The sequence below is a fragment of the Pacificoceanicola algae genome, assembly GCF_049341065.1.
Taxonomy (GTDB): Bacteria; Pseudomonadota; Alphaproteobacteria; order Rhodobacterales; family Rhodobacteraceae; genus Pacificoceanicola.
Genome location: NZ_JBMPIX010000008.1, coordinates 152,934 through 167,090 on the forward strand (window position 1 = coordinate 152,934; position 14,157 = coordinate 167,090).

A 14,157-nucleotide genomic window follows, 5' to 3' on the forward strand; every position below is an offset into this window, starting at 1 on the left:
CACTCCGTCCGCCTGAATGCAGGCGCTTTGATCTGAAACAAGGTCGGGGCGCTTTTGCCCGCATAGGTTGTCGCAACGCCGGAGGATAGGAGGCCCCCCAATGCCAGTTAGCGAATTCGATCCGCGCATTCGGTTCGATGACCAAAGCCAGATCATGGAGGTCGACTTTTCCGACTTCCACTTTGAGAACAGCCCGACCGTCAACCGCTTTTACGACCGGATCGAAGACAAGATCGCCCAGACCGGCGAAGAACAATGGTTCTTTCTGGTGAACCTGAACGGAATGCGCATCGACCCCAGCGCCTGGGTCGATTACGCCCGACGGGGACGGGCGCTGAACATGGCGCACTCCATGGGATCTGTCCGCTTTGACGCCTCGCCCGAAACAGCGGCGCAAATCACCCGCGACGCGCGGACCGAACGCTTTGATCCGAACCTTTTCACCAACCGCAGCGATGCACTGGCGCGCCTTGGCACCCTGCCCTCGAAGCGGCGCAAAAGAGTGCAGCACGATCCGAACTACACGTTGGCGGATTTCGTTCGGCGCATCGGATTTGACGAGGTCGCGCAGATCATGGAGGTGGATTTCTCGCATTTCACCTTTTTCCATTCCCGCGACGTGAACGATTTTTACGACCACATCGAAACTCGGATCGCCGACAGCGGCGCGGACAAATGGTTTTTCCTGATCGACCTCGATGGGTGCCAAATCGAGCCCGCCGCTTGGGTGGCCTACGCCCACCGTGGCAAAACGCTGAACATCGCGCATTCGCTTGGCTCGGTCCGCTTTGCCCCCGGCTCGGAAACCGAAGAGGAAATCCGCCGCCGCGCCAGCACTCAGGACTTCCGGCCCAATATCCGCAACACGCGGGAAGAAGCCCTGGCCCGGATCGAAGAAATGCGGCTGCAGATGGCATGAGCCAAGGTGAACGGGGTTTTCGCTGAAAATTCTGTTTGCCCTCTGCCCCGCCGCGATCACGCCAGCCATCTTTTCCGCCGCCGGTAGCTGCGCACGTCGCGGAACGACTTTCGCCCTTCATCCGACATGCCCAGATAGAATTCCTTGACGTCCGGGTTCTCGCGCAGCTCGGCTGCCGGTCCGTCCATCACGACGCGGCCGTTCTCCAGAATATAGCCCATGTGGGCGTAGCGCAGTGCCACGTTGGTGTTCTGCTCGGCCAGAAGGAAGGACACGCCTTCGTTCTCATTCACTGATTTCACGATCTCGAAAATCTGCTCGACCAGTTGCGGCGCAAGCCCCATGCTGGGTTCGTCCAGCAGAACCATTTCCGGGCGGCTCATCAGGGCGCGCCCGATGGCGCACATCTGCTGTTCCCCGCCCGAGGTATAGCCAGCCTGACTTTTCCGGCGCTCTTTGAGGCGCGGAAAGTAGTTATATACCATCTCAAGGTCGGCCTCGACGGCACCCTTGCCATCGCGCCGTGTATAGGCGCCGGTCATCAGGTTTTCCTCGACGGTCAGATGCTCGAAGCAATGCCGCCCTTCCATGACCTGAATGACGCCTTTCTTGACCAGCGATGCCGGATCGAGATCCTGCACCCGTTCGCCCTTGTACATGATCGAGCCTTTGGTCACCTCGCCACGCTCGGAGTGCAGCAGATTGGAAATCGCCTTCAACGTGGTCGTCTTGCCCGCCCCGTTGCCGCCCAGCAGCGCGGTGATCCCGCCCTGTTTGACCGACAGCGAAACACCTTTCAACACAAGGATCACGTGGTTGTAGATCACCTCGACATTGTTGACCTCAAGCAAGGTCTGATCACTCTTGGCAGCATCCAGCATCGCGTTTCCCTTGGCTCAGAGGCGCCGGGCCCCTGTCTTCATCTTGTTCCAAATACCCAAAATCCACCGGCGACGTCCCGCGCCGCCGGTGAAGAATACAGCGCTTAGCCGTCGCAGGCCTCATTGACCGGCCAAGGGGCATTGGCCTCGGCGTACTCAGCCGCCTTGGCCTCTGCGAGCGCTTTGTAGCTCTCGACATTCGCTGTCAGAAGATCGCTGACCTTGACGAATTTGGAGCCATCCCATTCCAGCATCCAGCCGCCCGAGTGGCCGGTGTGGTTGGAGCAGGATGTCGCGAAGGGCGGAACCATGCCATCAAGACCAAGCTCGGAAATCCGCGCCTCGGTCATGTTGATGTTTTCCAGACCCCAGCGCAGTTGTTCGGCGTTGATCTCGGCGGTGTCGAAATGCGCCTGCGCAACCGAGATGCCCTCGGCAAGGATCGCGGAAATCACGATACCGCGACCGTAGAACACGCCCTGCATCTCTTCCTCGTTGGATTTGGAGTTGCCGGCATCCACAACGTGCTTCTTGATGTCTGCCATGACCGGCGCATCCATGTTCGGGAACGACCAGCTGATCGACTTGTAGCCTTTGCCAGCGTCGCCGACGATCTTCAGGTCGGCATCATGGCCGGACCACCAGACACCCAGCATGTTTTCCATTGGGAACTTGGTCTTCACGGCTTCGGTGATGGCGCCGGCGTTCATCGCGCCCCAGCCCCACATGATGACATAGTCAGGACGCTCGCGGCGGATCTGAAGCCACTGCGCGGACTGGTTCTGCATTTCCTTCAGGCCAACCGGGATCGGCAACAGCTCAAAGCCCTTGGCTTCGGCAGCGGCTTCCAGAACCGGCAGAGGTTCCTTGCCGAAGGGGTGGTCAAGGTGCAGGAAGGCAATCTTCTTGCCGTTCAGGTCGCCCTGACCTTCGATGTACTGGATGATCATGTCGGCGGCATCCCAGTACCCGGCAGGCGCATTATAGGCCCACTGGAAGGTCTTGCCGTCCATCATCGGGCTAAAGCCATAGCCCGGCGCAAGGATCGGGATCATGTCCACGTTGGTCTTGGGCAGCACCTGCAGCGTGATGCCAGTGGACCACGGCTGGGTCACGATCGACCGACCTTTGGTCTTTTCATAGCATTCCACGCCCTTTTCGGTGGAATAGCCAGTCTCGCATTCCTCGCCATTTACCGGGATGCCGCCAACACCGCCATCGCGGGCGTTCAGCATGTTCAGATAGTCAGCCTGACCGTTCATCAGCGGAATACCCGTGGCCGCAAAGGGGCCGGTCCGGTAGGCAAGGTTCGGCGTGTAAAGCTCCTGCGCCATCGCGGCGCCGGCAGTCACACCCGCCACGATCGCGGCAGCTGCCAGTTTAGTGAAGTGTTTCATATTATCTCCTCCCTGAGAATTTCGGTGTCACTTCGGGTTCTTGGTATTGGGCCGCGCCTTAGTGCGGGAACGGCCAGATAATCAGTTTCTCGCGGATCAGCCGCCAAAGCTGCGCCAGTCCATGCGGCTCGACGATCAGGAAAAAGACGATCAGAGAGCCAACGATCATGATATTCAGATGCTCGACAAGAGACGAGCTGATGGGGATGCCCAAGGCTTCGGGCAACAGGTTCAGCACCACCGGCAGACCGACAATCAGGATCGCCCCCAGATAGTTTCCAAGGATCGACCCAAGCCCCCCGATGATGGCGATGAACAGGATACGGAAGGACAGCGGGATGTCGAACAGGTTGGGCTCGGCCGCGCCGCGCCACATAAAGACGAACAGCGCGCCGGACACTCCGATGACATAAGACGACACGGCAAAGGCGGTCAGCTTGGATTTCATCAGGTTGATGCCGATCAGCTCGGCGGCGATGTCCATATCGCGCGTCGCCTTCCACGTCCGCCCCAAAGTGCCGCGCGTGAGGTTGATGCACACCCAGGTCAGAAGCGCCACGATGAACAACACCACGTAATACTGCACGATCGAGTTCGCCTGCGGCCCGGCGACATAGGTGCCGAACATCTCAAGGTTCGGCACCTGAATGGCGCCGGACGCGTTGTAGTTGTAAAGCCAGGCCCATTTCTCGAACAGCCAGACCAGAAAGAACTGCGCCGCCAGCGTGGCAATCGCCAGATAAAAGCCCTTGATCCGCAGCGAAGGGATGCCAAAGGCAACGCCAACCCCGGCACTGAAAATCCCGGAAAGAAGGATCGCGATCACCGGGTTCATCCAGGGCATCAGCGTGATCATCTTGTAGCAGGCATAGGCCCCGACCCCCATAAAGGCCGCCGTCCCCAGCGAAAGCTGCCCGGCAAAGCCAGTCAGGATGTTCAGCCCCAAAGCGGTCAGCGAATAGATCAGGATCGGGATCAGCAGCGTCTGAAAGGTGAACTCGCTCGCCGTGAGCGGAAAGATCACCACAGCAAACAACAGGATCACCCCCAGCAGAAAGGCATCCTGCTTGACCGGGAACAGCGCCTGATCCGCCTCATAGCTTGTCTTGAATTGTCCGGCAGTCCTGTACAGCATCCGTCGGTTTCTTTCCTTTCGGGCGCGGCAGGAATTTCACCCGCTTGGCGCCGTGTCCCACTATTCGGCAGACCTCAGCCTGCAACCTCATCGTCTTCGACCGGCCGGGCGCGCTTGGGCGCCGGCGCATAGCCGATTTGTTCACTGTGCCGCACGATCCAGAACCAGGCCCAAAGTCCCAGCCCGGCCCCGACCACCGCCATGATCAATGCCGTCACCATCCGCCCCGAAGCCTCGGGGTCTGTGGTCAGCGCGAGATAGCCAAAGGCCCAGAAGCCCGACCAGGCCACCACGTTCAGTATCGCAATCAGCTTTGGCATTTTCCGTTTTCCCCTCCAGCGCTCTTGCTTGCGCGCCTCGTATTCCCTTGGGCCCCAAATCTCCCCGCCGAAGGCTTAGGCCGTTTCGGCCAGTGCCCCCGACGGGCTCGCTAGACTCTCTCGATGATCTTTTCCCCAAACAGCCCTTGCGGACGGAACAGCAGCACGATCAGCGCCAGCACGAAGGCGAACCATGTCTCGGTATTGCCGCCCAACAGCGGCTGTCCCCAGTAGATCTCGAACAGTTTTTCCAGAATGCCGATCATCAGACCACCGATGATGGCGCCGGTGATCGATTCCAGGCCGCCCAACATCAGCACCGGCAGAGCCTTGTAGGCGATCACTTCCAGCGCAAAGGACACCCCGGCCCGCGCGCCCCAGGCAATGCCCGTGACCAGCGCGATGATCCCGGCGATGAACCAGACCAGCACCCAGACGGTTTGCAGGGAAATCCCGACAGACAAGGCCGCTTGATGATCGTCGCCCAAGGCGCGGATCGCCCGGCCCATGCGTGTGCGGTTCAGGAACAACAGCAGACCGGCCACCAGCAGCGCCGCCACGGCCACCGCCGTCATGTCCTTTTGCTCAAGGATCAGCAGACCGCCCCAAGGCTCCAGCACAAGGCTGCCCGTGGGAATGCCCAGCTCTTCGGTGATCATCACCTTGTTTTCGCCGCCGAAAATGATCTCGCCCAGACCAATCAGGAACAGCGTGATCCCGATGGTCGCCATGAACAGGATGATATCGGGCTGGCCGACCAAAGGCCGCAGGACCACCCGCTCGATCGAAACCGCCAAAAGGAACATCACCCCCAGCGTCAGCACGACGGAAATCCACGCCGGAACCCCGTAGGCATGCAGCCCGACAAGCGTCAGCGCCGCAAAAACCACCATGATCCCCTGCGCAAAGTTGAAAATCCGGGACGAGCGGAAAATCAGCACGAACCCCAGCGCGATCAGCGCATAAAGGATGCCGGAAACCAGCCCCTCCCACAGAACTTGCAAAAGAAAGTCCGGCGCTGCGAACATGTCCACAAAGGGCGCGATAAAGATGTCGTTCAGCATATCCTGCTCTCCCCGCCCCGGGCTTGAACCGGGGCCTCATGGTTGACGTGGAGGCCGCGGGTCAGGCCCGCGACGGGCTGGTCAAAGTGTTTCAATGCGCCACCCCCAGATAGGCGTCGATGACATCCTGGTTGTTGCGTACCTCATCGGGCGCGCCATCCCCGATCTTCTTGCCGTAATCCATCACCACGACGCGATCGGACAGGTCCATGACCACGCCCATGTCGTGTTCGATCAGGCAGATCGTCGTGCCAAATTCGTCGTTTACATCAAGGATAAAGCGGCTCATGTCCTCTTTTTCCTCGACGTTCATCCCCGCCATGGGTTCATCCAGCAGCAGGATGCTCGGCTCGGCGGCCAGTGCCCGCGCCAGTTCCACCCGTTTTTTCAACCCATAGGGCAGCCGTCCAACCGGGGTCTTGCGGATGCTCTGGATCTCAAGGAAATCAATGACCTTTTCAACGATCTCCCGGTTCTCCATCTCTTCGCGGCGGGCCTTGCCAAACCACATGGCCTGGGCGGCGATTCCGGCGTGCATATGAGTCAGGCGCCCGGTCATGACGTTGTCCAGAACCGTCATCCCCTCGAACAGGGCGATGTTCTGAAAGGTCCGCGCCACCCCCATCCGGGCAACCTCATAAGGCTTCATCGGCGGGCGCTTGGAGCCCTTGTACCAAAGTTCCCCAATTGTCGGCGTGTAAAACCCGCTGATGATGTTGAGCATGGACGACTTGCCCGCGCCGTTTGGCCCGATGATCGCCCTGATTTCCCCCTCGTGGATATCGAACGAGATATCGCTGATCGCTGTCACCCCGCCGAATTTCAGAGTGATATTCTTCAACTCCATCAGAACGCCGCCAATCTGGCGCCCGTCGGCGGTGACATATCCTTCGGTGTCTTTCACGCCCCTGTCCCCATCTTGGTCTCATTGAAAATTTGCTGCGACGCACTGCCACCGCGCCCCATGGGACGGTGGGCGGGGCGATGTTCGCAGAACGAGCGCCGCGCAGCCGTCATTCCGCAGCCACCGCACGCGGTGCGATTGGCCAGACTTTGGCATCGCGCAGCACCAGCGTTGCCTTGATCGCGCCCTTCCGCCCGTCTTCATAGGTCACTTCCGTCTCGGTATAGACGCTGTCCGACCCGTCATAGAGCGCCGTTACAAGGTCTTCGAACTTCTCCGCGATCACCTTGCGCTTCACTTTCCGCGTCCGCGTCATCTCGCCGTCATCGGCGTCCAACTCCTTGTGCAACACAAGGAACCGATGGATCTGGCAGCCCGACAGGATCTCGTCCTGCGCGACGCTTTCGTTCACCTCTTCGATATGGCTCTGGATGGTGTCCAGCACCTGCGGATGCTGCGCCAATTCCTGATACGAGCCATAGGCGATGTTGTTTCGCTCAGCCCAGTTGCCCACCGCCGTCAGGTCAATGTTGATGAAGGCGACGCAGCGGTCGCGCCCGGCGCCAAACACCACCGCCTCAAGAATGTTGGGATAGAACTTCAGTTTGTTCTCAACGTACTTGGGCGCGAACATCGACCCGTCCGCCATCTGCCCGACGTCCTTGGCCCGGTCGATGATCCGCAAGTGCCCCGAGCTTTCCTCGAAGAACCCGGCATCGCCGGTCGCCACCCAACCCTCGGCATCCTTGGTATCCGCCGTCGACTCGGGGTTTTTGTAGTACTCCACGAACGTTCCGGGCGAGCGATAGAACACCTCACCATTCTCGGCGATGCGGATCTCAACGCCGGGTGCAGGAACACCCACCGTGTCGGACCGAACTTCGCCATCCGGCTGCACCGTGATGAAAACCGAAGCCTCCGTCTGGCCGTAGAGTTGCTTCAGATTGATCCCGAGCGAGCGGTAGAAATCAAAGATCTCCGGGCCAATCGCCTCACCAGCGGTATAGCCCACCCGCACCTTGGAAAAGCCCATGGCATTCTTGAGCGGCCCATAAACCATGAATTCGCCCAGCGCGTATTTCATCCGGTCCATGAAGCTCACCGGTTTGCCGTCCAGAATGGCCGGGCCAACGCGGCGCGCATGATCCATGAAGGTCTTGAACAGCCGCCGCTTGAGCGGGCTGGCATCCTCCATCCGGATCATGATCGAGGTCAGCTGGGTCTCGAACACCCTTGGCGGCGCAAAGTAATAACTCGGAGCGATCTCGCGCAAATCGGTCAAAAGGGTTTCGGTGCTCTCGGGGCAATTCACGCAGAAACCTGTCCAATAGGCTTGCCCGATAGAGAAAATGAAATCCCCGACCCAGGCCATCGGCAGATAGGCCAGCACCTCATCGTCCAGTTGCAGGTTGTCGAACTCCGACGCGGACTTGGCGCTTTCGATGATGTTGCGGTTCGACAGAACCACCCCTTTGGGTTTGCCCGTGGTGCCCGAGGTATAGAGCATCACGCAGGTATCATCGTAATCCAGATCCGAGCGGCGGCGCTCCAGTTCCTTGCTGAACTCATCCCTTGCCGCGCGGCCCTGATCCTGAACATGACTGTACTGATGCAGATGCGAATGGTCGTACTTCCGCATCCCGCGCGGATCGACATAGATCATATGTTCGAACTGGTGCAGATCGTCCTGAATTTCGATGACCTTGTCGACCTGCTCCTGATCCGCGGCGATGACAAAGCGTGCGCCGCAATGGCCCAGCACATACTCCATCTCTTCGGCGACCGCGTCCTGATAAAGTGGCACCGGGATCGCCCGGCACATCTGCGCCGCGACCATCGACCAGTACAATGTTGGGCGGTTGCGACCAATGATAGCGATGTAATCGCCTTCGTTCACGCCAAGGTTCAGCAGACCCAGCGCCAGCGCTTCGATCTCTTGCTCCGTCTCCGCCCATCTCCAGCTTTGCCAGATGCCATATTCCTTTTCCCGATAGGCCGGGCTGCCACCGAATTCTCGGACATTGCGCTGCAACAAAGCAGGGATCGAGCGTAGACCCTCCACGCCCTTGGACATATGCGCCAAAGCTTTTCCTCCCAAATGCCGGAAGCCGACATCTTCTTGTGTTTGGCCTTCTGAAACGAGGCCTGACCGCTGTTTCGCGATTCTGTCACCTATTTGGTCAAGCGCGAGGCTGGCGGTCAACTTTTTCCTGAACATTTCCCAATTCTTACGAATTGTTACAGACCGCATTCCTCCGGGCGAAGACCGCTGCGGCCTCCTTGCCATTTGCGCACCCCCGCGCCCCGACATAAGCTGACAAAATAGGTCTCAGAGGTATGGTTATGAATTTCGAGGAAATAATTCAGTCGATTGGTCAGGATAACCTTCCGGCGCTTATGCTGGCGGTCTTTATCCTGGTGGCAATCTGGCTTGGTGTGCGGATCGTACCGCAGTCGGAGAAACACGTTGTCGAACGGTTTGGGCGCCTGCGCTCGGTGCTTGGTCCGGGGATCAATTTCATCGTGCCGTTTCTTGACAAGGTGGCGCACAAGATTTCGATCCTGGAACGCCAGTTGCCGACCGCCTCGCAGGACGCGATCACCCGCGACAACGTGTTGGTGCAGGTGGACACCTCGGTCTTCTACAGGATCATCGAGCCGGAAAAGACAGTCTACCGGATTCGGGATGTAGACGCGGCCATCGCAACAACGGTGGCAGGGATCGTGCGTGCGAATATCGGCCAAATGGATCTGGACGAGGTACAGGCCAACCGCGCCCAATTGATCCAGACCATCAAGCTCAGCGTCGAGGACGCCGTGGATGATTGGGGGATCGAGGTGACACGCGCGGAAATCCTCGACGTCAACCTGGACCAGGCCACGCGCGACGCGATGCTGCAGCAATTGAATGCAGAGCGCGAACGGCGGGCGCAAGTGACACGTGCCGAGGGCAGCAAACGCGCCGTGGAACTGAACGCCGATGCCGAACTTTATGCCGCCGAACAGGCCGCCAAGGCGCGGCGCGTTCAGGCCGACGCCGAAGCCTATGCCACTGGGGTCGTCGCCAAGGCGATTGCCGAAAACGGCATAGAGGCGGCGCAGTATCAGGTTGCGCTCAAACAGGTCGAGGCGCTGAACACGCTGGGTTCGGGGACGGGCCAGCACACCATCGTGGTGCCGGCTCAGGCGCTCGAAGCCTTTGGCGATGCCTTCCGTATGCTGAAGGGGCGCGGTTGATGTGGGCGCTCTGGTGGGTCTGGATCGCGGCTGCGCTGGCCTTGGGCATTCTGGAAATGCTGGTGCCGGCCTTCCTGTTTCTGGGATTTGCACTGGGCGCGGGCCTGACCGGGCTGACGCTGTTGTTCGGCGGCGGGTTTGCGGTCTGGCTCGGCGCCAGCCTGCCACGCTTGCTGGTCTATTTCGCGGTCCTTTCGCTGATCGGCTGGCTGATCCTGCGCAAGGCCGTGGGCGTGCGACGTGGTCAGGTGAAGATATGGGACCGCGATATAAACGACTGACGTCAGTATCCGCAAAGGGATGGCCGGGGCGGGCGGGGCGACGTCCGTCAGGACAAGCTACGCCCCTCCCCGGCCCTTTACGATCCGTGCTCTGGTAAAGCCGTCTCGGCGCGTTTACTTTCCGCGCCATGAGCACAACCGCCCTGACCCAAGCAGGCCTGAACCTGATCCAGCAAGCGCTGACCATCTACGACAGCGATCTGCGCCTCGCCGTCTGCAACGCCCGTTTCGCCGAGATGTTCGACCTGCCCGCCAGTCACACCACCCCAGGCGCGCATTTCGAGGACACCATCCGGCACCTCACCAGCCGCGGTGAATACGGACCCGTCGACGATCCGGAAAGCTTTGTCCGCGACCGCGTCGAAATCGCCCGTGCCTTCCAGCCACATTACATGGAGCGCACGCGTGCCAATGGCCGCACCATCAGCGTCGAAGGCGCGCCGCTGCCGCAGGGCGGTTGGGTCACCGTCTATACCGACATCACCGATGTGAAAACGCAGGAGCAATTGCTGCGCACCCGCTCGGAACTGCTCTCCGAAGAGGTGCTCAAGCGCTCCGAGGAACTCTCGGCCACCAACCGCCAGCTCGCCGCCACCAACGCCGCCCTCAAAGAGGCCCGGCGCGAACTGCAAGAGATCGAAGCCCGCACCCGCACCACAACCGAAATGATGCCCGCCCACATCGCCCGCGTCGATGCCACGGGGCGCTATACATTTTCAAACCGGCGACTGTCGGTGGTGATGCCGGGGCGGCCGTCGCACATCCTTGGGCTGCATATCTCGGAAACGCTGGGGCCGCAGGCCTATGCCCGGGTCAAACCGCACCTTGAGGCGGCCTATAAAGGCCAGCAAAGCACCTTTGAATTCACCGACGAATCCTCCTCGCGGCGCATCCGGGCGGCCTTTACACCCGACCCGCTGGAACCCGGTGTCTATATCATGAGCCAGGACGTCACCGAGGAAACCCAGACCCGGGCCGCGCTGCAACAGACGCGCCGTCGCGAGATGGCTGCGCAACTTATCAGCGGCATGGCACATGATTTTTCCAACCTGCTGACGATCATTCTGGGCATGCAGTCAAAACTCTCCCGGATGGCCCCCAGCACCGATGCCGCGCCCCTGATCAGCGCCACCTTGCAAGCCGCGCGGCGCGGAGGAGACCTTCTGAACCGGATCGCCGACATCACCAGCCAACGCAGTTGGCAACCCAAACCCGTGGCGCTGGACCCTTTCCTGCACGACCTTGCAACTCTCGCTACGCCTTCTCTGCCAGATGGCATCAAGCTGACGATCGACAACCGCACCGAGGGCGCCTTCATGGCAGACGCCGGATTGCTTCAGGACGCGTTGCTGAACCTGATCCTGAACGCCCGCGATGCCTGCGGCGAGACCGGCGCCATTCATCTGTCCACACAAGACCTGCAATCAACGTGGCTGCAAATCACCGTCACCGATACCGGCCCCGGTTTTTCCGACAAGGCGCTGGATCACGGGCTGGACCCGTTCTTTACCACCAAAGGCGGCGAAGGCTCGGGCCTTGGGCTGGCCATGGTCTATGACATGACCAAGCTCGCAGGCGGCTCGGTGCGCCTGTCGAACACCGCCGCGGGCGCTCGGGTCACTCTGCGTCTGCCGCTGCGCCCCGCGGACGAGTTGCCAGACAACAGCCTAGTCCTGCTGGTCGAAGACAGCGACGACCTGCGCGCCAGCGTGCGTGAAATGCTGATCGATCTGGGCTTTGCCGTGGTCGAGGCCGCCTCGGTCACCGAGGCCCGTACATTGGCCGAGGGGCTGCCTGACCTTGCCCTTGTGCTGTCAGACATCTCGCTTGAGGGCGAGGAAACCGGGTTGGACCTGATCGACCATCTCAAGGGCATCCCGCTGCGCCTGATGACTTCGCTGCCGCCCGACCACCCGCACCACGCCGCTGCCCGCGCCCGCGTGCCGGTGCTGCCCAAACCCTTTGCCACAGAAGATCTTACTGCCTTTTTGGGGCAAGAAAGGCCCCCCGAATGAGCGCCCTCGTCACCATCCTCGATGATGAACCGGCAATCCGCGAGATGCTTTCAGAGGCCTTGACCGAAGCCGGCTTTCGCACCCTGACCTTTGCCCGCGCGACCGAATTCGAGGCCGCCCTGCGCCGCACCACCCCCGATGTCTGCCTTGTGGATCTGGGCCTGCCTGACCGCGACGGGCTGAGCCTTGTGCACCGGCTTGCGCTGGAACAGGGCGCGACGGTGATCATCATCTCGGGGCGCGCGCAGGTGCAGGACCGGGTGACCGGGCTGGAACTGGGCGCGGATGACTACATCATCAAACCTTTCGATCCCGCCGAGGTCGTCGCCCGTGTCCGCGCCCGGCTGCGCGGCCCGAAACAGGCGGCCACCAGCAATACTGCGCGTTTCAACGGCTGGACCGCGCATTTCAACCGCTACGCGCTGGAGGACGAGACCGGCGCCGAAACCCCGTTCAGCCATGCCGAAGGCGAGGTGCTGCGCCTGTTCCTCGAAAGTCCCAAACGTCTGATCACCCGCGCCCAGATGCAGGAAAGTCTGGGCGGCGCGGCGGGCGAAAGCTTTGACCGGGCGATGGATGTCCGGATCTCGCGCCTGCGCACCAAGCTGCGCGAAGACCCCAAGAACCCGCGCCTGATCAAAACCATCTACGGCGCGGGCTATATCTTTCTGGGCGATGTTGCCTGGATCTGAGTGACAAAAACCTTCCGTGCAGCCAAGCAGCGCCCGATAAGACGCTTCGGATCAATCCGCGTTTTCATGCGCCGATCCGCGCGACCGCCCGCGCCAGAACATTCAGGCCGCTCACCAGATCAGGCTCCGCGGTGTCTTCGGCAAAGTCGTGGCTGATCCCGCCGATTGAGGGTACAAAGAGCATCGCCGCGGGCATCAGCCGGGCCATGTTCGACGCATCGTGCAACGCGCCCGAGGGCATGTGTCGCCATTTCCCCGGTGTCTCTATCTCGGCCGCACCCGCAAGAACCGCGCGTAAAGTCGCGTCCATTGCCACAGGTTCGACACCCAGCATCGGACCAAACTCCAGCGACAGGCCCATGTCCCCTGCCACCTCGGAGGCGGTGTCACGAATGATCTGCTCCATCCGAGCCAGCCGCTCGGGATCGCCATCGCGCCATTGCATCGAGAAGGCCACTTTTCCCGGCACAACCGAATGCGCATTGGGATGCACGGACACATGCCCCACCGTCCAGACCGTGGCCGGAGTCACCACATTGCGGAAGTGGTCGTTGATACGTTGGTTGAAGGTCGAAAGCGCCTGAAACGCGTCCCTGCGCATCGCCATGGGGGTGGTGCCCGCATGGTTCTGCTGGCCTTCAAAGCGGATCACCATGTCACGGATACCAACAATCGCCTCGACCACACCGATTTTTCCGCCAGTTTGATCCAGCACCGGGCCTTGCTCGATATGCATCTCGACGAAACCGGTGAACCGCGCCGGATCAACCCAATCACCCAGACGCGCGCCCATGGCCGATCGCGCCTCGGCCAAACTCACGCCGCTTGGGTCCACCAACTTGCCGACGTCCTCCTCTGGCAAAACGCCGGACCACGCCGCACTGCCGGTGGTGACGCCAAAACGGCCCTCTTCGTCCTGAAACGACACGACCGACACCGCTGGCCCACCCGCTTCTCTTGCCGCCCGTGCCACCTCCAGCGCCGAAATGACTCCCAAGGCGCCATCCAGCCAGCCTCCCTCGGGCTGCGTGTCCGAATGTGATCCCATCAACAGCGATGGCCCATCCGCCAGACCGAACACGGATCCCATGGGATCAAAACGCACCTCAAGCCCGGCCTCGCGCAGTCTGTCGGCCAGCCAATCGCGTGCAGTGATATCCGCTTCGGAATAGGCCGGGCGCACCACACCCTTGCCAACACCAGACGCACCGATGGCACGCAGGTCATGCAGGTCTTTGAGAAACCGCTCCGGCTGTACAGGGATCATGAAACACCTTCCTTTCACCCCATGTTCTGCGCTCGAATCCCAAGA

General features: G+C 60.8%; 13 protein-coding genes. 5 read left to right on the top strand and 8 right to left on the bottom strand.

Features of this window, described 5'->3' with window-relative positions; genetic code table 11:
* The first annotated feature begins 100 nt into the window (after positions 1–100).
* The gene (locus ACOYQJ_RS13930) at positions 101–919 is read left to right on the top strand and encodes a hypothetical protein (RefSeq protein WP_422906637.1); all 819 of its coding nucleotides are present in this window, start codon (positions 101–103) and stop codon (positions 917–919) included.
* A 56-nt stretch (positions 920–975) separates the two neighbouring features.
* On the opposite strand, the gene ACOYQJ_RS13935 is transcribed toward ACOYQJ_RS13930, so the two are convergent.
* The 7 genes from ACOYQJ_RS13935 to ACOYQJ_RS13965 all read right to left on the bottom strand — a co-directional run bounded on the left by ACOYQJ_RS13935 (position 976) and on the right by ACOYQJ_RS13965 (position 8,694).
* Positions 976–1,800 carry an ABC transporter ATP-binding protein gene (locus ACOYQJ_RS13935; RefSeq protein ID WP_422906638.1) on the bottom strand — a complete coding sequence of 275 codons (825 nt, stop codon included), beginning with the start codon at positions 1,798–1,800 and terminating at the stop codon, positions 976–978.
* A 104-nt stretch (positions 1,801–1,904) separates the two neighbouring features.
* Positions 1,905–3,197 carry an ABC transporter substrate-binding protein gene (locus tag ACOYQJ_RS13940; protein WP_422906639.1) on the bottom strand — a complete coding sequence of 431 codons (1,293 nt, stop codon included), beginning with the start codon at positions 3,195–3,197 and terminating at the stop codon, positions 1,905–1,907.
* Positions 3,198–3,255: 58 nt separating this feature from the next.
* Positions 3,256–4,332, bottom strand: a complete 1,077-nt coding sequence (locus tag ACOYQJ_RS13945) for a branched-chain amino acid ABC transporter permease (protein WP_422906640.1) — start codon at positions 4,330–4,332, stop codon at positions 3,256–3,258.
* A gap of 74 nt (positions 4,333–4,406) precedes the next feature.
* On the bottom strand, positions 4,407–4,652 hold the full coding sequence (locus ACOYQJ_RS13950) for a hypothetical protein (protein WP_422906641.1): 246 nt from the start codon (positions 4,650–4,652) through the stop codon (positions 4,407–4,409).
* A 110-nt stretch (positions 4,653–4,762) separates the two neighbouring features.
* On the bottom strand, positions 4,763–5,716 hold the full coding sequence (locus tag ACOYQJ_RS13955; RefSeq protein ID WP_422906642.1) for a branched-chain amino acid ABC transporter permease: 954 nt from the start codon (positions 5,714–5,716) through the stop codon (positions 4,763–4,765).
* 91 nt (positions 5,717–5,807) lie between these two features.
* Positions 5,808–6,563 (bottom strand): ABC transporter ATP-binding protein, encoded by a 756-nt coding sequence (locus ACOYQJ_RS13960; protein WP_422906693.1) that lies wholly within the window; start codon positions 6,561–6,563, stop codon positions 5,808–5,810.
* A 166-nt stretch (positions 6,564–6,729) separates the two neighbouring features.
* Positions 6,730–8,694: an AMP-binding protein gene (locus tag ACOYQJ_RS13965; RefSeq protein ID WP_422906694.1), complete on the bottom strand. Its 1,965-nt coding sequence runs from the start codon at positions 8,692–8,694 to the stop codon at positions 6,730–6,732.
* A gap of 323 nt (positions 8,695–9,017) precedes the next feature.
* Between ACOYQJ_RS13965 and ACOYQJ_RS13970 the strand changes: the two genes are divergently transcribed.
* From ACOYQJ_RS13970 to ACOYQJ_RS13985, 4 genes are all read left to right on the top strand, one after another.
* Positions 9,018–9,857: an SPFH domain-containing protein gene (locus ACOYQJ_RS13970; protein WP_422906695.1), complete on the top strand. Its 840-nt coding sequence runs from the start codon at positions 9,018–9,020 to the stop codon at positions 9,855–9,857.
* Complete coding sequence (locus ACOYQJ_RS13975; RefSeq protein WP_422906643.1) at positions 9,854–10,138, top strand: NfeD family protein; 285 nt, start codon at positions 9,854–9,856, stop codon at positions 10,136–10,138. The genes ACOYQJ_RS13970 and ACOYQJ_RS13975 overlap by 4 nt, the downstream gene beginning before the upstream one ends.
* 128 nt (positions 10,139–10,266) lie before the next feature.
* Positions 10,267–12,153 (top strand): PAS-domain containing protein, encoded by a 1,887-nt coding sequence (locus tag ACOYQJ_RS13980; RefSeq protein WP_422906644.1) that lies wholly within the window; start codon positions 10,267–10,269, stop codon positions 12,151–12,153.
* On the top strand, positions 12,150–12,845 hold the full coding sequence (locus ACOYQJ_RS13985) for a response regulator transcription factor (RefSeq protein ID WP_422906645.1): 696 nt from the start codon (positions 12,150–12,152) through the stop codon (positions 12,843–12,845). The genes ACOYQJ_RS13980 and ACOYQJ_RS13985 overlap by 4 nt, the downstream gene beginning before the upstream one ends.
* Before the next feature lie 64 nt (positions 12,846–12,909).
* Here ACOYQJ_RS13985 and ACOYQJ_RS13990 read toward each other — a convergent pair whose 3' ends face one another.
* Positions 12,910–14,112 carry a Zn-dependent hydrolase gene (locus tag ACOYQJ_RS13990; RefSeq protein ID WP_422906646.1) on the bottom strand — a complete coding sequence of 401 codons (1,203 nt, stop codon included), beginning with the start codon at positions 14,110–14,112 and terminating at the stop codon, positions 12,910–12,912.
* Positions 14,113–14,157: the final 45 nt, after the last annotated feature.

Coding starts and splice junctions, on each gene's coding strand:
- ACOYQJ_RS13980 (WP_422906644.1), top strand. CDS start 10,267: ATGAGCACAACCGCCCTGACCCAAGCAGGCCTGAACCTGATCCAGCAA.
- ACOYQJ_RS13990 (WP_422906646.1), bottom strand. CDS start 14,112: ATGATCCCTGTACAGCCGGAGCGGTTTCTCAAAGACCTGCATGACCTG.
- ACOYQJ_RS13950 (WP_422906641.1), bottom strand. CDS start 4,652: ATGCCAAAGCTGATTGCGATACTGAACGTGGTGGCCTGGTCGGGCTTC.
- ACOYQJ_RS13940 (WP_422906639.1), bottom strand. CDS start 3,197: ATGAAACACTTCACTAAACTGGCAGCTGCCGCGATCGTGGCGGGTGTG.
- ACOYQJ_RS13930 (WP_422906637.1), top strand. CDS start 101: ATGCCAGTTAGCGAATTCGATCCGCGCATTCGGTTCGATGACCAAAGC.
- ACOYQJ_RS13965 (WP_422906694.1), bottom strand. CDS start 8,694: ATGTCCAAGGGCGTGGAGGGTCTACGCTCGATCCCTGCTTTGTTGCAG.
- ACOYQJ_RS13960 (WP_422906693.1), bottom strand. CDS start 6,563: ATGGAGTTGAAGAATATCACTCTGAAATTCGGCGGGGTGACAGCGATC.
- ACOYQJ_RS13945 (WP_422906640.1), bottom strand. CDS start 4,332: ATGCTGTACAGGACTGCCGGACAATTCAAGACAAGCTATGAGGCGGAT.
- ACOYQJ_RS13955 (WP_422906642.1), bottom strand. CDS start 5,716: ATGCTGAACGACATCTTTATCGCGCCCTTTGTGGACATGTTCGCAGCG.
- ACOYQJ_RS13935 (WP_422906638.1), bottom strand. CDS start 1,800: ATGCTGGATGCTGCCAAGAGTGATCAGACCTTGCTTGAGGTCAACAAT.
- ACOYQJ_RS13970 (WP_422906695.1), top strand. CDS start 9,018: ATGCTGGCGGTCTTTATCCTGGTGGCAATCTGGCTTGGTGTGCGGATC.
- ACOYQJ_RS13985 (WP_422906645.1), top strand. CDS start 12,150: ATGAGCGCCCTCGTCACCATCCTCGATGATGAACCGGCAATCCGCGAG.